The organism is Amycolatopsis sp. CA-126428 (assembly GCF_002904335.1).
GTDB lineage: Bacteria > Actinomycetota > Actinomycetes > Mycobacteriales > Pseudonocardiaceae > Amycolatopsis.
In genome coordinates, this window is sequence record NZ_PPHF01000152.1 from 53,167 (window position 1) to 73,516 (window position 20,350).

Consider the following 20,350-nt stretch of genomic DNA (forward strand, 5'->3'; position numbering starts at 1 on the left):
AGTTTTCCCCTCAGTGCTTTCCGGGGCCGTCGAGCAGGGTCTCGACCTGGCCGAAGAAGGTCTTGTGGTCGTCCTCGACGCCTTGGTAGACGTTCGCCGCGTCGGTCAGCTTGGCCTGCGCGGAGGCGAGGCCGTCGGCGATGGACGCCAGCAGCGAGTGCAGTTCGCGGAGGGTGTCGTCGTAGCCGCTCTTGGTGAAGAGGCCGACCACGCCCCACGACTTGTCGCCGACGTCGGCCTGGGCCACCTTTTCGGTGATCTTCGTGCCTTGTTCGCGGTACTGGCCGAGCTCGCCGACGTACTTGTGCAGCGCGTCGACGTCCACTCGGTAACCGCCGGCTCCGTCGGGCATCAGTCCTCCTCGTCGAACAGGTTCCGCAGGAAGCGGTCGCCCGCCGAGGGGCCGGCCGCGGGTGGGGCCGGCGGCGGGTCGGCCGGGCGGAGCACGCGTTGCTCGGAGAAGTCCTCGGGCCGCGGCGGTGCTTCGGTGAGCTTCGACCGCAGTTCTTCGACGGTGGTTCCGAACGCCACGGCCTGCGTCTCGAGGACCTGGTCGACCAGGCCGAGGTCGTCCCCCATGTTCTCTTCGACGATGACGGCCTGCCGCCGCGCCGCCTCGCCGACGGCTTCCCGAAGCGTCGCGAGCAGCGTGGCCGACAGCGCTTGCGGCCCCTTGGCCAGCGCGGCTTCGGTGAACTTGACGTCCAGGACGGCACCCCCGGGCCCGGTCACGACGGTGACACCCCCGTCCGCCGACGCGGCGCTCGCCCGCAGTTCGGTCAGCTGCTGCCGCATCGCGCCCAGCCCGGCGAACCGGTCGTCGGCGTGGCGGACGCCCGCCTGGAACCGTTCGAACTCGGCCACCAGCTGCTCGAACTCGCCCGACATGCGCCCGCCTTTCCGTTTCGTGGTGCACCCATCGTGACCCTCCGGCCGCACTGTGACGTACGGAACGGCCGATCCGATCCCACTGCATCACCCGACCGGGTAATGGGTAGGTTTCGGCCCGAGAGGGAAGCAGGGGACAACGCGCGAGGAGTGTGTGATGACCAGCACCGAAGGGGCCGGAGGCCCGGCCGAAGAACCCAAGTCGAGGGGTAGCCACGCGGCTCCGGAGGGCGCCGGCGTGCACCCCCTGATCGACCTGTCCCGGGACCCGAACCCGGGCAAGCCGGACCACGCCAAGCCGGACGAGGACTGAGGGAGCGGGCGGAGCAGGCGGCGCCGAAGCCGCGCCGCCCGCCGCCCGCCGCCGCTCGTGGCGGCCGCGGCTCCGGCGGCCGTGCATCGGCTCGGCGACCGGCGGGCTGGGCGACCCGTTCACCACTCACCGCTGGGTCTCGGCGCGGGGGAGTGGGTGAAGCTGCCTCGAGCACCAGCTCGCCAGCTGGAGAGCCGCGGCCTTCCTGACCAGCGCGGTCCCGGCAGCCGTCCACCGAGCCGGCGGCCGCGTGCCGAGTGATCTGCTCGAGCCCCAGCACCGGCGCCCCGTCGGCAGCCGCGCACCGAAGTAAGCCGCGCACCCGCCGAACCGCCCGCCCCACCACGAGCGTGCAGGCCCCGCGACCCGAGGCGTGGAATGTCCCGCAGCCCAGGGGCGTTGAGAGGTACGCTGGAGGTTCGCCGACCTACAGACCCCCCGCCGCGTTCCTCCCGGACCCGGGCGGGTATCTTTGGAGACCGTGCCCGGCATGCGTCGGGCCGCTCCGCGTGCCGTGCGCATGGACGGGGTGCTCAGGCACCCGGTCACCGGCTTCGGCAGGTCGGGGTTCCGACGGAAATCCCTCCGGGAAGTTACCGGTCGCGAGACCGTGACGCGGGCCGACACGCCCGACCGCGGGGGCCGGTGAAGACACGAAGAAGCAGATCACGACAGGAAGCTGGTCCATTGCCCACGATCCAGCAGCTGGTCCGCAAGGGCCGCCAGGACAAGGCTGCCAAGCAGAAGACCGCGGCCCTCAAGGGGAGCCCGCAGCGGCGTGGCGTGTGCACTCGCGTGTACACCACGACCCCCAAGAAGCCGAACTCGGCGCTTCGCAAGGTCGCGCGTGTGAAGCTGACCAGCGGCATCGAGGTCACCGCCTACATCCCCGGTGAGGGCCACAACCTGCAGGAGCACTCGATGGTGCTCGTGCGTGGTGGTCGTGTGAAGGACCTTCCGGGTGTCCGTTACAAGATCATCCGCGGTTCGCTCGACACGCAGGGTGTCAAGAACCGCAAGCAGGCGCGCAGCCGGTACGGCGCGAAGAAGGAGAAGAGCTAATGCCCCGCAAGGGTCCGGCCCCCAAGCGGCCGCTGATCTCCGACCCCGTCTACGCCTCCCCGCTGGTCACCCAGCTGGTGAACAAGGTGCTGAAGGACGGGAAGCGGTCCCTGGCCGAGCGCATCGTCTACGGCGCGCTCGAAGGCGCTCGCGAGAAGACCGGCACCGACCCGGTCGTCACGCTGAAGCGCGCCCTCGACAACGTGAAGCCCACCATCGAGGTGAAGAGCCGCCGCGTCGGTGGTGCCACCTACCAGGTGCCGATCGAGGTCAAGCCGGGCCGCTCCACGACGCTGGCGCTGCGCTGGCTGGTCTCCTTCTCGCAGGCCCGCCGCGAGAAGACGATGATCGAGCGCCTGCAGAACGAGCTCCTGGACGCTTCCAACGGCCTCGGTGCCTCGGTGAAGCGTCGCGAGGACACGCACAAGATGGCCGAGTCCAACCGGGCCTTCGCGCACTACCGCTGGTGATGACCGCCCGGCTGTCGACCAAGCCATGCCGGGCCCCAAGCTTGAGAACAGGGGAACACTCTCGTGGCACGTGAAGTGCTGACCGACCTGAACAAGGTCCGCAACATCGGCATCATGGCCCACATCGACGCCGGCAAGACGACCACCACCGAGCGGATCCTGTTCTACACCGGGGTCAACTACAAGATCGGTGAAGTCCACGACGGCGCCGCCACCATGGACTGGATGGAGGAGGAGCAGAAGCGGGGTATCACCATCACCTCGGCTGCCACCACCACCTTCTGGGACGACCACCAGATCAACATCATCGACACCCCGGGCCACGTCGACTTCACCGTCGAGGTGGAGCGCAACCTCCGGGTGCTCGACGGTGCGGTCGCCGTCTTCGACGGCAAGGAAGGCGTCGAGCCGCAGTCCGAGCAGGTCTGGCGGCAGGCGGACAAGTACGACGTCCCGCGCATCTGCTTCGTCAACAAGATGGACAAGCTGGGCGCGGACTTCTACTACACCGTGAAGACCATCGTGGACCGCCTCGGCGTGCGCCCGCTGGTCATCCAGCTGCCGATCGGCGCCGAGAACGACTTCGAAGGCGTCGTCGACCTGGTCCGCATGAAGGCGCTGACCTGGCGCGGCGAGGTCCAGAAGGGCGAGGACTACTCGGTCGAGGACATCCCGGCCGAACTGGCCGAGAAGGCCGCGGAGTACCGCGAGAAGCTCGTCGAGACCGTCGCCGAGGCGGACGACGCGCTGATGGAGAAGTTCCTCGAGGGTGAGGAGCTGACGGAGGCCGAGATCAAGGCCGGCATCCGGAAGCTCACCATCACCAGCCAGGTCTTCCCGGTGCTGGCCGGTTCCGCGTTCAAGAACAAGGGCGTGCAGCCCATGCTCGACGCGGTCATCGACTACCTGCCGACCCCGCTGGACGTCCCGGCCGTCGAGGGCCTGCTGCCCGACGGCGAGACCGTGGCCACCCGCAAGGCGTCGGTCGACGAGCCGTTCGCCGCGCTCGCGTTCAAGATCGCCGCGCACCCGTTCTTCGGCAAGCTGACCTACATCCGGGTGTACTCGGGCAAGGTCGCCGCCGGCGCGCAGGTCATCAACGCGACCAAGGAACGCAAGGAGCGCATCGGGAAGATCTTCCAGATGCACTCCAACAAGGAGAACCCGGTCGACGACGCCCAGGTCGGCCACATCTACGCGGTCATCGGGCTGAAGGACACCACCACGGGTGACACCCTGGCGGACCCGCAGAACCCGATCGTGCTGGAGTCGATGACGTTCCCCGAGCCGGTCATCCGGGTCGCGATCGAACCGAAGACGAAGGCCGACCAGGAGAAGCTGTCCCTGGCGATCCAGAAGCTGGCCGAAGAGGACCCGACGTTCCAGGTCAAGCTGGACGAGGACACCGGCCAGACGATCATCGCGGGCATGGGCGAGCTGCACCTCGAGGTGCTGGTCAACCGGATGAAGTCCGACTACAAGGTCGAGGCGAACATCGGTAAGCCGCAGGTCGCCTACCGTGAGACGATCAAGAAGACGGTCGACAAGCTCGACTACGTCCACAAGAAGCAGACCGGTGGTTCCGGCCAGTTCGCGAAGGTCATCGTGAAGCTGGAGCCGCTCGAGCGCACCGACGGCGCGCTCTACGAGTTCGACAACAAGGTGACCGGTGGTCGCGTGCCGCGGGAGTACATCCCGTCGGTGGACGCGGGCGCGCAGGACGCGATGCAGTACGGCGTCCTGGCCGGCTACCCGCTCGTCGGGTTGAAGTTCACCCTGTTGGATGGTGCCTACCACGAGGTCGACTCTTCGGAGATGGCGTTCAAGATCGCCGGTTCCATGGCGATGAAGGAAGCCGCGAAGAAGGCCCACCCCGTGATCCTGGAGCCGATGATGGCGGTCGAGGTGACCACGCCCGAGGACTACATGGGTGACGTCATCGGTGACCTCAACTCCCGTCGTGGTCAGATCCAGGCCATGGAGGAGCGGGCGGGCATCCGCGTCGTGAAGGCGCTGGTCCCGCTGTCGGAGATGTTCGGCTACGTCGGCGACCTGCGGTCCCGCACCCAGGGCCGGGCGAACTACTCCATGTTGTTCGACTCCTACGCCGAGGTTCCCGCGAACGTCGCGAAGGAAATCATCGCGAAGGCGACGGGGGAGTAATCCCCCCAGCGCTCGCGGGCATTAAGGGACTCTCCTGAACGTCCGCAGCACCGACGAAGGAACAATCGTGGGGCGGCAGCCACGCCGCCCCACGAGCACAAAGCGAAATCAGTCCAGGAGGACATTCCAGTGGCGAAGGCGAAATTCGAGCGGACCAAGCCGCACGTCAACATCGGCACCATCGGTCACGTTGACCACGGCAAGACGACTCTGACCGCGGCCATCACCAAGGTGCTGCACGACAAGTACCCGGAGCTGAACGAGTCGCGGGCGTTCGACCAGATCGACAACGCGCCGGAAGAGAAGCAGCGCGGCATCACGATCAACATCTCGCACGTCGAGTACCAGACCGAGAAGCGTCACTACGCGCACGTGGACGCCCCCGGTCACGCGGACTACATCAAGAACATGATCACCGGTGCCGCCCAGATGGACGGTGCGATCCTGGTCGTGGCCGCCACCGACGGCCCGATGCCGCAGACCCGTGAGCACGTGCTGCTCGCCCGCCAGGTCGGCGTGCCCTACATCGTGGTCGCGCTGAACAAGGCCGACATGGTCGACGACGAGGAGATCCTCGAGCTCGTCGAGCTGGAGGTCCGCGAGCTGCTGTCCTCGCAGGAGTTCCCGGGCGACGACGCGCCGGTCGTGCGCGTTTCCGGCCTGAAGGCCCTCGAGGGTGACGAGAAGTGGTCCGAGGCCGTTCTCGAGCTGATGAGCGCCGTCGACAACAACGTGCCGGACCCGGTGCGCGAGCTCGACAAGCCGTTCCTGATGCCGATCGAGGACGTCTTCACCATCACCGGTCGTGGCACCGTGGTGACCGGTCGCGTCGAGCGCGGCCAGATCAACGTCAACGAAGAGGTCGAGATCGTGGGTATCCGCGAGAAGTCGACCAAGACCACCGTCACCGGTGTCGAGATGTTCCGCAAGCTGCTCGACTCGGGCCAGGCGGGCGACAACGTCGGCCTGCTGGTCCGCGGCATCAAGCGCGAGGACGTCGAGCGCGGCCAGGTCGTCGTCAAGCCGGGCACCACCACCCCGCACACCGACTTCGAGGGCCGGGTCTACATCCTGTCGAAGGACGAGGGTGGCCGTCACACCCCGTTCTTCAACAACTACCGCCCGCAGTTCTACTTCCGCACCACCGACGTGACCGGCGTCGTGACCCTCCCCGAGGGCACCGAGATGGTCATGCCGGGCGACAACACCGACATCACGGTCGCGCTGATCCAGCCGGTCGCGATGGACGAGGGTCTGCGCTTCGCCATCCGCGAGGGTGGCCGGACCGTCGGTGCGGGCCAGGTTACCAAGATCAACAAGTGATTTAGGCGCCCCACCGGGCTACGGGGCGTGCCGCGCGGCACCTCGGTGACCACAACGCGCGCCCCACTCCGGAATCTTGCGCAGATCTGTATCCGCGCAAGGCCGCGGAGGGTGCTGATACACCCCCGGGTTCGGGGCGTCAAATCACGTGTGCGACACTATTCAGGTTGCTCGTCCTGGGGCGGCCGATCCCTTCGGGGATCCGGCCGCTCCGGTGCGAGTGGCCACGGTCCGCGGAGCTCTTTCCTTCGGGTGAGGCGAGCGGGCAAAGGCAGTGAGACGCCCACGCTTGCAAAAGCGGAGTCGGCTCATAGCCTCCTCACGTTGAGGAAGACCAGGCAAGACGACGATCCCGCGGGATCCGTCTGTGCGTCGGGCGCGACACGCCCGACCGCGTGGACCGGGGACAGGGCCGTTGAACTGCGGAAACCCAGGCTCAGGGTGGCAACACCCAGCGGGGTTTGTGAGATAGCGGCACGAGACGACAAGGAACGAGCAGCCACCATGGCGGGACAGAAGATCCGCATCCGGCTCAAGGCCTACGACCACGAGGCGATCGACACCTCGGCGCGCAAGATCGTGGAGACGGTCACGCGCACCGGCGCCCGTGTTGTCGGGCCGGTGCCGCTGCCCACCGAGAAGAACGTTTACTGCGTCATCCGCTCGCCGCACAAGTACAAGGACTCGCGCGAGCACTTCGAGATGCGCACGCACAAGCGTCTGATCGACATCCTCGACCCGACGCCGAAGACGGTCGACGCGCTCATGCGCATCGACCTGCCGGCGAGCGTCGACGTCAACATCCAGTAGTAGCGGCGGGCGAGCGGCGGAGAGTAAGAGACTCATGTCTGACAGGCAGATGAAGGGCATCCTGGGCACCAAGCTCGGCATGACCCAGGTCTTCGACGAACAGAACCGGGTTGTCCCGGTCACCGTCGTGAAGGCCGGTCCGAACGTGGTCACCCAGGTTCGGACCCAGGACAAGGACGGCTACACGGCCGTGCAGCTGGCGTTCGGCGCGGTCGACCCGCGCAAGGTGAACAAGCCGCGCACCGGCCACTTCGACAAGGCGGGCGTGACGCCGCGCCGGTTCCTCGCCGAGCTGCGCACCACCGACGCCGAGACCTACGAGGTCGGCCAGGAGATCACCGCCGAGGTGTTCGCCGCCGGCGTCGAGGTCGACGTGACCGGGACCAGCAAGGGCAAGGGCTACGCGGGCGTCATGAAGCGCCACGGTTTCAAGGGCCAGGGCGCAAGCCACGGTGCCCAGGCCGTGCACCGCAAGCCGGGTTCCATCGGTGGCTGTGCCACCCCCGGCCGCGTCTTCAAGGGCCTGCGCATGGCGGGCCGGATGGGCAACGACCGGGTCACCACGCAGAACCTGACCGTGCACGCCGTGCGTGCCGACGACGGCCTGCTGCTGATCAAGGGCGCCGTGCCCGGTCCCAAGGGCGGCGTGCTGTTCGTTCGCAGCGCCGCGAAGGGTGGTAACTCCGAATGACAAGCGTCGAGCTGAAGACCCCGGCCGGTAAAGCCGACGGCACCGTGGACCTCCCCGAGGAGATCTTCGACGTGCAGGCCAATGTCGCGCTGATGCACCAGGTCGTGGTGGCCCAGCAGGCCGCCGCTCGCCAGGGCACGCACGACACGAAGACCCGTGGCGAAGTTCGCGGTGGCGGCAAGAAGCCGTACCGCCAGAAGGGCACCGGCCGTGCCCGCCAGGGTTCGACCCGCGCGCCGCAGTTCGTCGGCGGTGGCGTCGTCCACGGCCCCACGCCGCGTGACTACTCGCAGCGCACCCCGAAGAAGATGAAGGCCGCCGCCCTGCGTGGCGCTCTCTCCGACCGGGCCCGCGCCGGCCAGCTGCACGTCGTCACCGAACTGGTGACCGGTGAGAAGCCGAACACCAAGGCCGCCAAGGCCGCCCTCGCCGCGGTGACGCTGGCGAAGCGCGTGCTCGTGGTGCTGCACCGGGACGACGAGCTGAGCTGGGTTTCCCTGCGGAACCTGCCCGAGGTGCACATCCTCTGGGCCGACCAGCTCAACACCTACGACGTGCTGGTCAACGACGACGTCGTGTTCACCAAGGCCGCGTACGACGCGTTCGTCGCCGGCCCCGTCCGCGGTAAGACCGTCAAGGCTTCCGCGCGGTCGGGCGAGGTCACGGAAGGGAGTGACGAGAAGTGAGTTCGGTCGCCATTCCGGACCCCCGCGACATCCTGCTCGCGCCGGTCATCTCCGAGAAGTCCTACGGGCTGCTCGAGGACCACAAGTACACGTTCATCGTCCGCCCGGACGCCAACAAGACCCAGATCAAGATCGCGGTCGAGAAGGTGTTCGGCGTCAAGGTGGTCAGCGTCAACACGGCCAACCGCCAGGGCAAGCGGAAGCGGACTCGCGCGGGCTTCGGCAAGCGCAAGGACACCAAGCGCGCCATCGTGACTCTTTCGCCTGAGAGCAAGGCGATCGAGATCTTCGGCGGACCCACCGCGTAAAGGACTGAGCTGACAATGGGCATCCGCAAGTACAAGCCGACGACCCCGGGTCGTCGCGGTTCGAGCGTCTCGGACTTCGCCGAGATCACCCGCTCCACCCCGGAGAAGTCGCTGCTTCGTCCGCTGAGCGGTTCGGGCGGTCGCAACTCGTCCGGCAAGATCACCACCCGGCACAAGGGTGGCGGCCACAAGCGCGCTTACCGCGTCATCGACTTCCGTCGCAATGACAAGGACGGCATCCCCGCCAAGGTGGCGCACATCGAGTACGACCCCAACCGGTCCGCTCGCATCGCGCTGCTGCACTACGCCGACGGCGAGAAGCGCTACATCATCGCGCCGGAGAAGCTGAAGCAGGGCGACACCGTCGAGAACGGCCCCCGGGCCGACATCAAGCCGGGCAACAACCTGCCGCTGCGCAACATCCCGGTCGGCACCGTGATCCACGCGATCGAGCTCCGCCCCGGTGGCGGCGCGAAGATGGCGCGGTCCGCCGGCGCGAAGGTGCAGCTCGTCGCCAAGGACGGTCCGTACGCCCAGCTGCGTCTCCCCTCGGGTGAGATCCGCAACGTGGACGTGCGCAACCGCGCCACGGTCGGCGAGGTCGGCAACTCCGAGCACGCCAACATCAACTGGGGCAAGGCCGGCCGCAACCGCTGGCGCGGCAAGCGCCCCACGGTCCGTGGTGTCGTCATGAACCCGGTCGACCACCCGCACGGTGGTGGTGAGGGTAAGACCTCCGGTGGTCGCCACCCGGTCAACCCGAACGGTAAGCCCGAGGGCCGCACGCGTCGCCGCAAGGCGTCCGACGCCCTCATCGTCCGCCGCCGGCGTACCGGCAAGAACAAGCGCTGAGCAGGGAGGTAGAACCAAATGCCACGTAGCCTCAAAAAGGGCCCGTTCGTGGACGACCACCTGCTCAAGAAGGTGGACGCGCTGAACGAATCGGGCAAGAAGACCGTGATCAAGACTTGGTCGCGGCGTTCCACGATCATCCCGGATTTCCTGGGTCACACGATCGCGGTGCACGACGGCCGCAAGCACGTCCCGGTGTTCGTCACCGAGGCGATGGTGGGTCACAAGCTGGGCGAGTTCGCCCCGACGCGGACCTTCAAGGGCCACATCAAGGACGACCGCAAGTCGCGCCGCCGCTGAGCGGGCACGATAAGAGACAAGGGAAGTAGCGATGAACGCCCAGAACGACGCGACGACCGAGGCTGAACTGCCTACGGCGTACGCGCGGGCTCGCTTCGTCCGGGACTCGCCCACCAAGGTGCGCCGGGTGATCGAGCTCATCAAGGGACGTAGCGCCGCCGACGCCTTGGCCGTGCTCCGGTTCGCCCCGCAGGCGGCCAGCGAGCCGGTCGCGAAGGTGCTCGCCAGCGCCGTGGCCAACGCCGAGAACAACCTTCAGCTGGACCCGGAGACGCTTTGGGTCAAGAACGCGTACGCCGACGAGGGCCCCACCCTCAAGCGCATCCGCCCGCGGGCCCAGGGCCGCGCGTACCGGATCCGCAAGCGGACCAGCCACATCACCGTCGAGGTGGAGTCGCGTCCGGCCGTCGCGCAGAAGGCTCAGAGCAAGAAGAAGGCAGGTGGCCGGTAGTGGGCCAGAAAATCAACCCGCACGGTTTCCGCCTGGGTATCACCACGGACTGGAAGTCGCGCTGGTACGCCGACAAGCAGTACGCCGAGTACGTGGCCGAGGACGTCAAGATCCGCAAGCTCCTCGCCACGGGCATGGAGCGGGCCGGCATCTCCAAGGTCGAGATCGAGCGCACCCGTGACCGCGTCCGCGTGGACATCCACACCGCCCGGCCGGGCATCGTCATCGGCCGCCGCGGTGCGGAGGCCGACCGGATCCGCGGCGCGCTGGAGAAGCTGACCAAGAAGCAGGTCCAGCTGAACATCCTCGAGGTCAAGAACCCCGAGGCCGACGCCCAGCTGGTCGCCCAGGCGGTCGCGGAGCAGCTCTCCAACCGCGTGGCGTTCCGCCGCGCGATGCGGAAGGCGATCCAGACCTCCATGCGCTCGCCGCAGGTCAAGGGCATCCGCGTGCAGTGCGGTGGTCGTCTCGGCGGTGCCGAGATGTCCCGCTCCGAGCACTACCGCGATGGCCGCGTCCCGCTGCACACGCTGCGCGCCGACATCGACTACGGCTTCTTCGAGGCCAAGACGACGTTCGGTCGCATCGGCGTCAAGGTGTGGATCTACAAGGGTGAGCTCGTCGGTGGCCTGAAGGCCCGCGAAGCCCGCGACGCCGCCGAGCGCGCGCCGCGCGGTGGTCGCGACCGCGACCGCAGCGACCGGCCGTCCCGTCCGCGTCGTTCCGGCGCCTCGGGCACGACCGCCACCTCGACCGAAGCCGGTCGCGCCGCCGCTGCGGCCACGACCGAGGCCCCGGCGGCTCCGGCCACCGAGACCGCAGAAAAGACGGAGGGCTGAGACGTGCTCATCCCGCGCAGGGTCAAGCACCGGAAGCAGCACTCCCCGAAGCGCCACGGCGCCGCCAAGGGTGGCACGAAGGTCAGCTTCGGCGAGTACGGCATCCAGGCGCTTGAGCACAGCTACGTGACGAACCGGCAGATCGAGTCCGCTCGTATCGCCATGACCCGTCACATCAAGCGTGGTGGCAAGGTGTGGACGACGATCTACCCGGACCGCCCGCTGACCAAGAAGCCGGCCGAGACCCGGATGGGTTCCGGTAAGGGTTCGCCCGAGTGGTGGATCGCCAACGTGAAGCCGGGCCGCGTGATGTTCGAGATCTCGTTCCCGAACGAGGAGACGGCTCGCGAGGCGCTGCGCCGCGCGATCCACAAGCTGCCCATGAAGTGCCGCATCGTGACCCGTGAAGGTGGTGAGTTCTGATGGCTAACGCAGGTGCCGCACAGGCATCGGAGCTGCGTGAGCTCACCGCGGAAGAGCTCGTCCTGCGTCTGAAGGAATACAAGGAGGAGCTGTTCAACCTCCGCTTCCAGATGGCGACCGGGCAGCTCGACAACAACCGCCGTCTGCGCACCGTCCGCACGGACATCGCGCGGATCTACACGGTCATGCGCGAGCGCGAACTCGGCCTGTCCGTTGCCCCCGACGCCGAGAGTGAAGGTGCCGCATGAGCGAGCCCACCACCGAGACGCCGGCCCGGAACGACCGCAAGGTCCGCGAGGGCTACGTCGTCTCGGACAAGATGAACAAGACGATCGTGGTCGAGCTCGAGGACCGCAAGAAGCACCCCCGTTACTCGAAGGTCGTCCGCTCCACCTCCAAGGTGAAGGTGCACGACGAGAACAACGAGGCGGGCGAGGGTGACCGGGTCCTCCTGATGGAGACCCGCCCGCTGTCGGCGACGAAGCGGTGGCGCCTGGTGCAGATCGTGGAGAAGGCCAAGTAAGCAGGGCTCCATCGGAGTCTTTAGTTCCGCAAGGCTCGCCACTGTGAACCTCACAAGCCGTGAAACCTCACAAGCGGGCGAGAACCGGCGCGACATACAGGAGTTGACGTGATCCAGCAGGAGTCGCGGCTTCGGGTAGCCGACAACACGGGTGCGAAGGAAATCCTCTGCATCCGCGTTCTCGGTGGCTCCGGGCGGCGCTACGCCGGCATCGGCGACATCATCGTCGCCACCGTGAAGGACGCCATCCCGGCCGCCGGGGTGAAGAAGGGCGACGTCGTCAAGGCCGTCATCGTCCGCACGGTCAAGGAGCGCCGTCGTCCGGACGGTTCCTACATCCGGTTCGACGAGAACGCCGCCGTGCTCATCAAGAACGACAACGAGCCCCGCGGCACCCGCATCTTCGGCCCGGTGGGCCGCGAGCTGCGCGACCGAAAGTTCATGAAGATCATTTCGCTCGCGCCGGAGGTGCTGTGATGAAGGTGAAGAAGGGCGACACGGTCGTCGTCATCGCCGGCAAGGACAAGGGTGCCAAGGGCAAGGTCATCCAGGCTTACCCCGAGCGCGAGCGCGTGCTGGTCGAGGGCGTGAACCGGATCAAGAAGCACACGCGGATCAGCCAGACCCAGCGCGGTGCGCAGTCCGGCGGCATCGTCACGCAGGAGGCGCCCATCCACGTCTCGAACGTGATGGTCGTCGACTCGGACGGCAAGCCGGCCCGGGTGGGTTACCGCATCGGCGAGGACGGCAAGAAGGTCCGGATCTCGCGCCGGAACGGTAAGGACATCTGATGACCACCGCAGAGAAGACCTCGCCGCGCCTCAAGGTGCGCTACCGCGAGGAAATCAAGGGCCAGCTGCAGGCTGAGTTCTCCTTCGCCAACGTCCACGAGATCCCGGGCGTGACGAAGGTCGTCGTGAACATGGGCGTCGGCGACGCCGCCCGCGACAGCAAGCTGATCGAGGGCGCGGTCAAGGACCTCGCGCTGATCACCGGCCAGAAGCCGGAGGTCCGGAAGGCCCGCAAGTCCATCGCGCAGTTCAAGCTGCGTGAAGGCCAGCCGATCGGTGCGCGCGTCACGCTGCGCGGCGACCGGATGTGGGAGTTCCTCGACCGGCTGCTGACCATCGCGCTGCCGCGTATCCGCGACTTCCGCGGGCTTTCGCCGAAGCAGTTCGACGGCCACGGCAACTACACGTTCGGTCTCAACGAGCAGTCGATGTTCCACGAGATCGACCCCGACTCCATCGACCGCCCGCGCGGTATGGACGTCACCGTCGTCACCACCGCCACGAACGACGACGAGGGCCGGGCGCTGCTGCGCAAGCTCGGCTTCCCGTTCAAGGAGAACTGAGCCGATGGCCAAGAAAGCCCTGGTCCACAAGGCCGCGAAGAAGCCGAAGTTCGCCGTGCGCGCCTACACCCGCTGCCAGCGGTGCGGCCGCCCGCACGCCGTGTTCCGCAAGTTCGGGCTCTGCCGGATCTGCCTTCGCGAGATGGCGCACGCGGGCGAGCTGCCCGGCGTCCGCAAGTCCAGCTGGTAAGAGCTTCTTTTTAACTCCCACTTCGCCACAGGCCCTGCCGTCCGTGTTCCGGACGGTGGGGAACCAGGCGAGAAAGGTTGACAGGTCACCATGACGATGACCGACCCCATCGCAGACTTCTTGACGCGTCTGCGTAACGCGAACTCGGCGTACCACGACGAGGTCAAGCTCCCGCACTCGAAGCTCAAGGCGAACATCGCCGAGATCCTCAAGCGTGAGGGTTACATCGCGGGTTACCACGACGAGCCGGGCGAGAAGCACAAGAACCTCGTCGTCGAGCTCAAGTACGGCCCCAACCGTGAGCGGAGCATCGCCGGCCTCCGGCGCGTCTCCAAGCCCGGTCTGCGGATCTACGCAAAATCGACCGAACTGCCGTCCGTGCTCGGCGGCCTGGGCATCGCGATCATCTCGACGTCCGGTGGCCTGCAGACGGACCGGCAGGCCAAGCGCAACAGCGTGGGCGGCGAAGTCCTCGCCTACGTCTGGTAAGGGAAGGGGAACAGGCATGTCACGCATCGGAAAGCTGCCGGTCGCCGTCCCTTCCGGGGTCGAGGTGACCATCGACGGTCAGCAGATCAAGGTCAAGGGGCCCAAGGGCACCCTCGAGCACACCATCGCCGAGCCGATCACCGTCGAGCGCGACGACGACGGCACGCTGCTGGTCAAGCGCCCGGATGACGAGCGCACCAGCAAGGCGCTGCACGGGCTCACCCGTACGCTGGTGAACAACCTCGTCGTCGGCGTCACCGCCGGCTACGAGAAGAAGATGGAAATCCACGGCGTGGGTTACCGCGTGCAGGCCAAGGGCTCGGACCTCGAGTTCGCCCTCGGCTACTCGCACCCGGTCAAGATCGAGGCCCCGGAGGGCATCACCTTCAAGGTGGAGACCCCCACCCGGTTCTCGGTCTCGGGCATCGACAAGCAGAAGGTCGGCCAGATCTCGGCCGTCATCCGCAAGCTGCGGCGCCCGGACCCGTACAAGGGCAAGGGCCTGCGCTACGAGGGTGAGAAGATCCGCCGCAAGGTCGGAAAGACGGGTAAGTGATCATGAGCGACACGACTACGAAGCGCAAGCCGGTGGGCAAGGACATCTCGACCCGCCGCCGCGTCGCGAAGGCCCGTCGGCACTTCCGGCTCCGCAAGAAGGTCTCCGGCACCGAGCAGCGACCGCGCCTGGTCGTCAAGCGGTCCTCGCGGCACATCGCCGTGCAGGTGATCGACGACCTCGCCGGCCACACGCTGGCGTCGGCGTCCACCCTCGAGGCGGACGTCCGGGCGGTCGACGGCGACAAGAAGGCCAAGGCCGCCAAGGTCGGGGAACTCGTCGCCGCGCGGGCCAAGAGCGCCGGGATCTCGGCTGTGGTGTTCGACCGTGGGGGCAACGCCTACCACGGCCGCATCGCCGCGCTCGCCGACGCCGCCCGTGAGGCGGGGTTGGAGTTCTGAGTATGACGCAGTTGCAGAAGCACGGAGAGGAAGCCTGATGCCGGGACGTACACGGCAATTCGGCGGCGGACAGGGCGGACCCGGCGGGCAGGGCGGCAACGACCGCAATGACCGTCGCGGTGGCGGCCGGGACCGGCGCGACAGCGGCCGTGGCGGGGCCGGCCAGGACAAGACCCCGCACCTCGAGAAGGTCGTGACGATCAACCGCGTCGCCAAGGTCGTCAAGGGTGGTCGTCGCTTCAGCTTCACCGCCCTGGTGGTCGTCGGCGACGGCGACGGTCAGGTCGGCGTCGGCTACGGCAAGGCCAAGGAAGTTCCCGCGGCCATCGCCAAGGGCGTCGAGGAAGCGAAGAAGAACTTCTTCCGCGTTCCGCGCGTCGGCGGCACCATTCCCCACCCGATCACGGGTGAGGAAGCCGCTGGTGTCGTCCTGCTCCGCCCGGCTTCCGCCGGTACCGGCGTCATCGCCGGTGGCCCGGTGCGTGCCGTGCTGGAGTGCGCGGGTGTCCACGACGTGCTGTCGAAGTCGCTCGGCTCCGACAACGCGATCAACATCGTGCACGCGACCGTGGCGGCCCTGAAGGGTCTGCAGCGTCCCGAAGAGGTCGCGGCTCGCCGCGGTCTCCCGCTCGAGGACGTCGCGCCGGCCCGGATGCTGCGCCAGCGTGCGGGCCAGGGGGTCTGACATGGCTCAGCTCAAGGTCACCCAGGTCAAGAGCAAGATCGGCACGAAGCACGCTCACCGCGAGTCGCTGCGCACCCTCGGGCTGCGCAAGATCCGCCAGAGCGTCGTGCGTGATGACACCCCCCAGGTGCGCGGCCTGATCCACACCGTCCGCCACCTGGTGGAGGTCGAGGAGGTCCAGGCATGACGGCCATCAAGATCCACCACCTGCGTCCGGCTCCGGGCGCCAAGCGCGAGAAGATGCGCGTCGGTCGTGGTGAAGGTTCCAAGGGCAAGACGGCCGGTCGCGGTACGAAGGGCACCAAGGCCCGGAAGAACGTGCCAGCCCGGTTCGAGGGTGGGCAGATGCCCATCCAAATGCGGCTCCCGAAGCTTCGCGGCTTCAAGAACCGCTTCCGCACCGAGTACCAGCCGGTGAACGTGGGCGACATCGCCCGCGTCTTCCCGGACGGCGGCAAGATCGGCGCCGAGGAGCTCGCGCAGAGCGGTCTCGTCCGCAAGGGCAAGCTGGTGAAGGTGCTCGGCAACGGCGATGTCAACGGCGTCAAGCTGGACATCACCGCCGACGCGTTCTCCGGTTCGGCCAAGGAGAAGCTCGAAGCGGCCGGTGGCTCCGCCACCACCAACTGAGCTCGTTCTCGTTCGAAGGCCCGTCTGGCTCTGCCAGGCGGGCCTTCGCCGTCTGCTCCTGACGGCGGTTCCTTGCCGGGAAGGGATCCCGGACGGAGGATCAAGGGGTGGACAGACCGTCGCAGGAGCCCGCAGCACAACCCGACGGCGCCGAGTCGCCGCTGAGCTTCCCGGTCGAAGCACCGCGGCCCGCCGGCCCTGAACCGGGAGCGGGCGCGCCACCGGCCGAGCCGCTGCGCTTCCCGGCGGAGGCTTCGGGGGCGGAGGGGGCTTTCCAGGCCGCTGATGTGCCGCCGCAGGCTGAGCCGCTGCGCTTCCCAGCGGACGCTCCGCGGCCCGAAGCGCCCTCGCAGACCGCCCTCCAGCCCGCCGACGTATCGGCCCCATCCCAGCCGTCGCCGTTCCCCGGTGCCGCGTCCGCGTCTCCGCCGCCCGGACCGACCTTCCACCCCGCCGAGCTGCCGTACCCCGTCGCTCACCTCCCGGGAGCCGTGTCCAGTAGCCCCCAGCCGCCACCGCAGGCCGCCGACCAGCCGGGGGCCGGGCCGCCGGCTCCCGCCGCCGCTTCCCTCCTGCGGTTCGCTCCGCCCGTGCTCGCCGTCGTCGCGGCCGTCATGACCCTGCTCGGGGCCTTCCTGCCGCTCTTCCGGATCCGCGAACACCTCGGCGCCGGCCAGCGGTACCTGGACACCCAGATACTCATCACCGAGACCGCCTGGGGCCACACCATCGAAGTCCCGGACCAGGGGGTCACCGACCAGGCCGGTGCCCCGGTCGGCGTCCCGCTCCTCTTCGCCGTCGTGGTCCTGGTCGCCGCCGCGCTCATCACCTTCAGCCGCCCGGGCCACCGGCTCGGGCGGTGGCTGATCGCCGCGGGGGCCGCCTTCGCCGCCGGCGTGGTCAGCACCGCCGGCACGAGCGGGATCGGGTGGTCCGCCAGGTCCGGCGAGATCGAGGTCACGGTCGCCACCGGGCCGGGCCTGTGGCTGCTGATCGGCGGCACCGTCCTGGCCGCGGCCGCCGCGGTCGTCGCGTACCTGCCCTGGCGGCAGCCGCCCGGCTGGGCCGATCCGGCGCTCGCCTACGCCGACACCCCGACGCCGCCGTCGGGGGTCGCCATCACCGTCCTGCCGCCGGAGGACGAACAGCCCTGACCGCCGCTACCGTGGAGGCGTGTGGGTCTTCTTCGGCGCCTCCGTGCTCGTCGCCCTTACGCCTGGGGCGAACAACCTGCTCGGTCTCCACCACGGCATGACGCACGGTGTCCGCCACGGCCTCGCCGGGCTGGGCGGCCGGCTGGCCGCTTTCACCCTGTTGATCGCCGCCGTCGCGGCCGGGCTGGGGCAGCTGCTGGCCGCGTCCGAGACCGCGTTGACGATCATCAAATGGGCCGGCGCCGCCTACCTGCTCTACCTCGGAGTCCGCCTGCTCTGGTCCACCTTCCGCGGCGAAAACACCCCGAAAGAGCTGCCGAAAACCCCCACGACGGCCTGGCGCGTCACGCGCAAGGAGTTCGGTGTCGCGCTCACCAACCCGAAGGCGATCCTGATCTTCACCGCCTTCGTCCCGCAGTTCATCGACGCAGGTCACGGGTCATATCCGGGGCAGCTCGCGCTGCTGGGCGCGGGCTACCTGCTGGCCGAGTTCCTGGCCGGCTCGGTCTACGTCGGCGTCGGCGCCGCGGTGAAGACGATCAGGCTCTCCCGGCGGGCCCGGCGCAACGTCGATCGGGGCACCGGCGCGGTCCTCGTCGGCCTGGCCGGCGCGCTCGCGATGTCGAACGCCTGAGCCGCAATCTGTCAAGGAATCCGGGCAAGACGGCGATGTGGATCAACCCGCCGGAGCAACCTTGGTACGGAAAACGCACACGGACTGCGGACACGCCCTGTGAAGCTGTTAGAGTCGGCGACACGCTTCGGGACGAGTGTGCCCCGAAGCGTTCCTGGCTTGCGTGCCAGTAGTGCTGTGTGTTCCTGCCGGCCCCGTGCCGGCCAAGCCGATCGTCGGTTAGGACAGCCGACGACGCCGAGGAGGTCCCCCGCGTGCTCAGCGCCTTCCGCTCGGCTCTCGCGACGCCGGATCTACGCAAGAAGATCCTGTTCACGCTAGCCATCGTCGCGGTTTACCGAATCGGTGCGACCATTCCGGCGCCCGGCATCTCGTACGGTGCCGTACAGGCCTGTAGCTCCCAGGCGCAGCAGGAGGGCGTCTACCAGCTGCTGAACCTGTTCAGCGGTGGTGCGCTGCTGCAGCTGTCGCTCTTCTCGACCGGCATCATGCCGTACATCACGGCGAGCATCATCATCCAGCTGCTCACCGTGGTCATCCCGCGGTTCGAGGAGCTGAAGAAGGAAGGGCAGTCCGGCCAGGGCAAGCTGACCCAGTACACCCGGTACCTGACGATCGCGCTGGCGATCCTGCAGGCCACCGGCGTGGTCGCGCTCGCGGACCGCAAGCAGCTCTTCCCCGACTGCCAGTCGCCGATCATCCCGGACAACAGCGTCTACTCGCTGGCCATCATCGTCATCACGATGACCGCGGGCACCGCCGTCATGATGTGGCTGGGCGAGCTGATCACCGAGCGCGGCGTCGGCAACGGCATGTCCGTCCTGATCTTCCTGAACATCGCGGCGCGCATCCCGGTCGAGGGCGGCAACATCCTCAGCAACGCCGGTGGCGTGGGCCTGGCGATCGTCTGCGTCTTCGGCCTGGTGATCATCGCCAGCGTCATCTTCGTCGAGCAGGGGCAGCGCCGGATCCCGGTGCAGTACGCCAAGCGCATGATCGGCCGCCGGATGTACGGCGGCACGTCGACCTACCTGCCGATCAAGGTCAACCAGGCCGGTGTCATCCCGGTCATCTTCGCGTCGTCCCTGCTGTACCTGCCGGACCTGATCAGCCGCCTCGTCGGCGACCAGAACGCCAACTCCGGCTGGCAGGTGTTCGTCAAGAACTACATCGTGAACCAGTCCAGCTGGGTGCACATCGCGCTGTACTTCGCCCTGATCATCTTCTTCACGTACTTCTACATCACGATCACGTTCAACGTGGACGAGCGTGCGGAAGAGATGAAGAAGTTCGGCGGCTTCATCCCGGGCATCCGCCCGGGCCGCCCGACGGCGGAGTACCTGAGCTTCGTGCTCGGCCGGATCACCCTGCCGGGTTCGCTCTACCTGGGCATCATCGCGATCCTTCCGAACTTCTTCCTGTCGTTGACCGGTAGCGGGAACAACCAGAACTTCCCGTTCGGCGGCACCGCTGTGCTGATCATGGTCGGTGTCGGCCTCGACACCGTGAAGCAGATCGAGAGCCAGCTGATGCAGCGCAACTACGAAGGGTTCTTGAAGTGACGCGCCTGGTTCTCGTGGGCCCGCCCGGCGCGGGCAAGGGCACGCAGGCGGTGGCCCTGTCCGAGCAGCTGCGTGTCCCGCACATCTCCACCGGTGACCTGTTCCGCGCGCACGTCGGCCAGGAAACCCCCCTCGGCCAGGAGGCGAAGCGCTACCTGGACTCGGGTGAGCTCGTGCCCGACTCGGTGACCAACGAAATGGTCCGCGAGCGGCTCGCCGAGCCGGACGCCAAGGCCGGCTTCCTGCTCGACGGCTTCCCCCGCAACACCAAGCAGGCCGAGGTCCTCGGCGAGATCCTCGGCGACGCGGACGTTTCGCTCGACGCGGTGATCCAGCTGCAGGTCCCGGAGGACGTCGTCGTCGGGCGGCTCATGTCGCGCGGCCGCGCGGACGACACCGAAGAGGTCATCCGCCGCCGTCAGCAGATCTACGTGTCGGACACCGCGCCGCTGCTTGAGTACTACGCCGACATCCTGGTGACCGTCGACGGTGTCGGCAGTGTCGAGGAGATCTCCGGCCGGGTGCTGAAAGCGCTGCGCGACCGCACGTGAACCTCGGAGGATTGCGTGTTCTGCAAGTGCTCCGCCGTGGGC

The 20,350-nt window shown here is 67.9% G+C and carries 32 protein-coding genes; 30 read left to right on the forward strand and 2 right to left on the reverse strand.

Annotated features, from left to right (window positions below):
- Positions 1 to 10: 10 nt before the first annotated feature.
- Both C2L58_RS37610 and C2L58_RS37615 read right to left on the reverse strand, forming a co-directional pair.
- Complete coding sequence (locus C2L58_RS37610) at positions 11 to 352, reverse strand: hypothetical protein (protein WP_103342405.1); 342 nt, start codon at positions 350 to 352, stop codon at positions 11 to 13.
- Entirely contained in the window at positions 352 to 888 is a 537-nt protein-coding gene (locus tag C2L58_RS37615) for a YbaB/EbfC family nucleoid-associated protein (protein ID WP_103342406.1), read from the reverse strand. The genes C2L58_RS37610 and C2L58_RS37615 overlap by 1 nt, the downstream gene beginning before the upstream one ends.
- Before the next feature lie 157 nt (positions 889 to 1,045).
- On the opposite strand from C2L58_RS37615, the gene C2L58_RS37620 reads away from it, so the two are divergent.
- The 30 genes from C2L58_RS37620 to C2L58_RS37765 all read left to right on the forward strand — a co-directional run bounded on the left by C2L58_RS37620 (position 1,046) and on the right by C2L58_RS37765 (position 20,308).
- Positions 1,046 to 1,201, forward strand: coding sequence for a hypothetical protein (locus C2L58_RS37620; RefSeq protein WP_103342407.1), 156 nt, complete (start codon positions 1,046 to 1,048; stop codon positions 1,199 to 1,201).
- 687 nt (positions 1,202 to 1,888) lie between these two features.
- The gene (rpsL, locus tag C2L58_RS37625; protein ID WP_003102113.1) at positions 1,889 to 2,263 is read left to right on the forward strand and encodes a 30S ribosomal protein S12; all 375 of its coding nucleotides are present in this window, start codon (positions 1,889 to 1,891) and stop codon (positions 2,261 to 2,263) included.
- Positions 2,263 to 2,733: a 30S ribosomal protein S7 gene (gene rpsG / locus C2L58_RS37630; protein WP_003102106.1), complete on the forward strand. Its 471-nt coding sequence runs from the start codon at positions 2,263 to 2,265 to the stop codon at positions 2,731 to 2,733. The genes rpsL and rpsG overlap by 1 nt, the downstream gene beginning before the upstream one ends.
- Positions 2,734 to 2,796: 63 nt before the next feature.
- Positions 2,797 to 4,896 carry an elongation factor G gene (fusA, locus tag C2L58_RS37635; protein ID WP_103342408.1) on the forward strand — a complete coding sequence of 700 codons (2,100 nt, stop codon included), beginning with the start codon at positions 2,797 to 2,799 and terminating at the stop codon, positions 4,894 to 4,896.
- 129 nt (positions 4,897 to 5,025) lie between these two features.
- On the forward strand, positions 5,026 to 6,219 hold the full coding sequence (tuf, locus tag C2L58_RS37640) for an elongation factor Tu (RefSeq protein ID WP_103342409.1): 1,194 nt from the start codon (positions 5,026 to 5,028) through the stop codon (positions 6,217 to 6,219).
- A gap of 504 nt (positions 6,220 to 6,723) precedes the next feature.
- Entirely contained in the window at positions 6,724 to 7,029 is a 306-nt protein-coding gene (gene rpsJ / locus C2L58_RS37645; RefSeq protein ID WP_003102098.1) for a 30S ribosomal protein S10, read from the forward strand.
- 34 nt (positions 7,030 to 7,063) lie between these two features.
- The gene (gene rplC / locus C2L58_RS37650) at positions 7,064 to 7,720 is read left to right on the forward strand and encodes a 50S ribosomal protein L3 (protein ID WP_013222604.1); all 657 of its coding nucleotides are present in this window, start codon (positions 7,064 to 7,066) and stop codon (positions 7,718 to 7,720) included.
- Complete coding sequence (rplD, locus tag C2L58_RS37655) at positions 7,717 to 8,406, forward strand: 50S ribosomal protein L4 (protein WP_103342410.1); 690 nt, start codon at positions 7,717 to 7,719, stop codon at positions 8,404 to 8,406. Before rplC ends, rplD begins: the two co-directional genes overlap by 4 nt.
- On the forward strand, positions 8,403 to 8,714 hold the full coding sequence (gene rplW, locus C2L58_RS37660; RefSeq protein ID WP_003102087.1) for a 50S ribosomal protein L23: 312 nt from the start codon (positions 8,403 to 8,405) through the stop codon (positions 8,712 to 8,714). The genes rplD and rplW overlap by 4 nt, the downstream gene beginning before the upstream one ends.
- 15 nt (positions 8,715 to 8,729) lie before the next feature.
- The gene (rplB, locus tag C2L58_RS37665) at positions 8,730 to 9,566 is read left to right on the forward strand and encodes a 50S ribosomal protein L2 (protein ID WP_003102084.1); all 837 of its coding nucleotides are present in this window, start codon (positions 8,730 to 8,732) and stop codon (positions 9,564 to 9,566) included.
- Positions 9,567 to 9,584: 18 nt separating this feature from the next.
- The gene (rpsS, locus tag C2L58_RS37670; protein ID WP_003102083.1) at positions 9,585 to 9,866 is read left to right on the forward strand and encodes a 30S ribosomal protein S19; all 282 of its coding nucleotides are present in this window, start codon (positions 9,585 to 9,587) and stop codon (positions 9,864 to 9,866) included.
- 31 nt (positions 9,867 to 9,897) lie between these two features.
- Entirely contained in the window at positions 9,898 to 10,317 is a 420-nt protein-coding gene (rplV, locus tag C2L58_RS37675) for a 50S ribosomal protein L22 (protein WP_013222606.1), read from the forward strand.
- Positions 10,317 to 11,156, forward strand: coding sequence for a 30S ribosomal protein S3 (gene rpsC, locus C2L58_RS37680; protein WP_013222607.1), 840 nt, complete (start codon positions 10,317 to 10,319; stop codon positions 11,154 to 11,156). The genes rplV and rpsC overlap by 1 nt, the downstream gene beginning before the upstream one ends.
- A 3-nt stretch (positions 11,157 to 11,159) precedes the next feature.
- Positions 11,160 to 11,579 (forward strand): 50S ribosomal protein L16, encoded by a 420-nt coding sequence (gene rplP, locus C2L58_RS37685; protein WP_004558864.1) that lies wholly within the window; start codon positions 11,160 to 11,162, stop codon positions 11,577 to 11,579.
- Positions 11,579 to 11,827, forward strand: a complete 249-nt coding sequence (rpmC, locus tag C2L58_RS37690; protein WP_013222608.1) for a 50S ribosomal protein L29 — start codon at positions 11,579 to 11,581, stop codon at positions 11,825 to 11,827. The genes rplP and rpmC overlap by 1 nt, the downstream gene beginning before the upstream one ends.
- Entirely contained in the window at positions 11,824 to 12,102 is a 279-nt protein-coding gene (rpsQ, locus tag C2L58_RS37695) for a 30S ribosomal protein S17 (protein ID WP_103342411.1), read from the forward strand. Before rpmC ends, rpsQ begins: the two co-directional genes overlap by 4 nt.
- Positions 12,103 to 12,210: 108 nt before the next feature.
- Positions 12,211 to 12,579 carry a 50S ribosomal protein L14 gene (rplN, locus tag C2L58_RS37700; RefSeq protein ID WP_004558867.1) on the forward strand — a complete coding sequence of 123 codons (369 nt, stop codon included), beginning with the start codon at positions 12,211 to 12,213 and terminating at the stop codon, positions 12,577 to 12,579.
- Complete coding sequence (rplX, locus tag C2L58_RS37705; protein WP_013222610.1) at positions 12,579 to 12,893, forward strand: 50S ribosomal protein L24; 315 nt, start codon at positions 12,579 to 12,581, stop codon at positions 12,891 to 12,893. Before rplN ends, rplX begins: the two co-directional genes overlap by 1 nt.
- Entirely contained in the window at positions 12,893 to 13,456 is a 564-nt protein-coding gene (gene rplE / locus C2L58_RS37710; protein ID WP_103342412.1) for a 50S ribosomal protein L5, read from the forward strand. The genes rplX and rplE overlap by 1 nt, the downstream gene beginning before the upstream one ends.
- A 4-nt stretch (positions 13,457 to 13,460) precedes the next feature.
- Positions 13,461 to 13,646, forward strand: a complete 186-nt coding sequence (locus tag C2L58_RS37715) for a type Z 30S ribosomal protein S14 (RefSeq protein ID WP_004558870.1) — start codon at positions 13,461 to 13,463, stop codon at positions 13,644 to 13,646.
- 90 nt (positions 13,647 to 13,736) lie between these two features.
- Positions 13,737 to 14,135: a 30S ribosomal protein S8 gene (gene rpsH / locus C2L58_RS37720; RefSeq protein WP_103342413.1), complete on the forward strand. Its 399-nt coding sequence runs from the start codon at positions 13,737 to 13,739 to the stop codon at positions 14,133 to 14,135.
- Between the two features lie 16 nt (positions 14,136 to 14,151).
- Positions 14,152 to 14,691: a 50S ribosomal protein L6 gene (rplF, locus tag C2L58_RS37725; protein ID WP_103342414.1), complete on the forward strand. Its 540-nt coding sequence runs from the start codon at positions 14,152 to 14,154 to the stop codon at positions 14,689 to 14,691.
- A 2-nt stretch (positions 14,692 to 14,693) separates the two neighbouring features.
- A complete protein-coding gene (rplR, locus tag C2L58_RS37730; protein WP_233226165.1) occupies positions 14,694 to 15,092 on the forward strand; it encodes a 50S ribosomal protein L18 in 399 nt (132 codons plus the stop codon).
- Between the two features lie 37 nt (positions 15,093 to 15,129).
- Positions 15,130 to 15,777, forward strand: coding sequence for a 30S ribosomal protein S5 (gene rpsE, locus C2L58_RS37735; protein ID WP_103342416.1), 648 nt, complete (start codon positions 15,130 to 15,132; stop codon positions 15,775 to 15,777).
- A gap of 1 nt (position 15,778) precedes the next feature.
- Entirely contained in the window at positions 15,779 to 15,964 is a 186-nt protein-coding gene (gene rpmD, locus C2L58_RS37740) for a 50S ribosomal protein L30 (protein ID WP_013222615.1), read from the forward strand.
- On the forward strand, positions 15,961 to 16,407 hold the full coding sequence (rplO, locus tag C2L58_RS37745) for a 50S ribosomal protein L15 (protein ID WP_103342417.1): 447 nt from the start codon (positions 15,961 to 15,963) through the stop codon (positions 16,405 to 16,407). Before rpmD ends, rplO begins: the two co-directional genes overlap by 4 nt.
- A gap of 491 nt (positions 16,408 to 16,898) precedes the next feature.
- Positions 16,899 to 17,561 carry a hypothetical protein gene (locus tag C2L58_RS37750; RefSeq protein ID WP_233226166.1) on the forward strand — a complete coding sequence of 221 codons (663 nt, stop codon included), beginning with the start codon at positions 16,899 to 16,901 and terminating at the stop codon, positions 17,559 to 17,561.
- Between the two features lie 19 nt (positions 17,562 to 17,580).
- On the forward strand, positions 17,581 to 18,195 hold the full coding sequence (locus C2L58_RS37755; protein WP_103342418.1) for a LysE family translocator: 615 nt from the start codon (positions 17,581 to 17,583) through the stop codon (positions 18,193 to 18,195).
- Between the two features lie 254 nt (positions 18,196 to 18,449).
- Positions 18,450 to 19,757: a preprotein translocase subunit SecY gene (gene secY / locus C2L58_RS37760; protein ID WP_103342419.1), complete on the forward strand. Its 1,308-nt coding sequence runs from the start codon at positions 18,450 to 18,452 to the stop codon at positions 19,755 to 19,757.
- Entirely contained in the window at positions 19,754 to 20,308 is a 555-nt protein-coding gene (locus C2L58_RS37765) for an adenylate kinase (RefSeq protein ID WP_103342420.1), read from the forward strand. Before secY ends, C2L58_RS37765 begins: the two co-directional genes overlap by 4 nt.
- Positions 20,309 to 20,350: the final 42 nt, after the last annotated feature.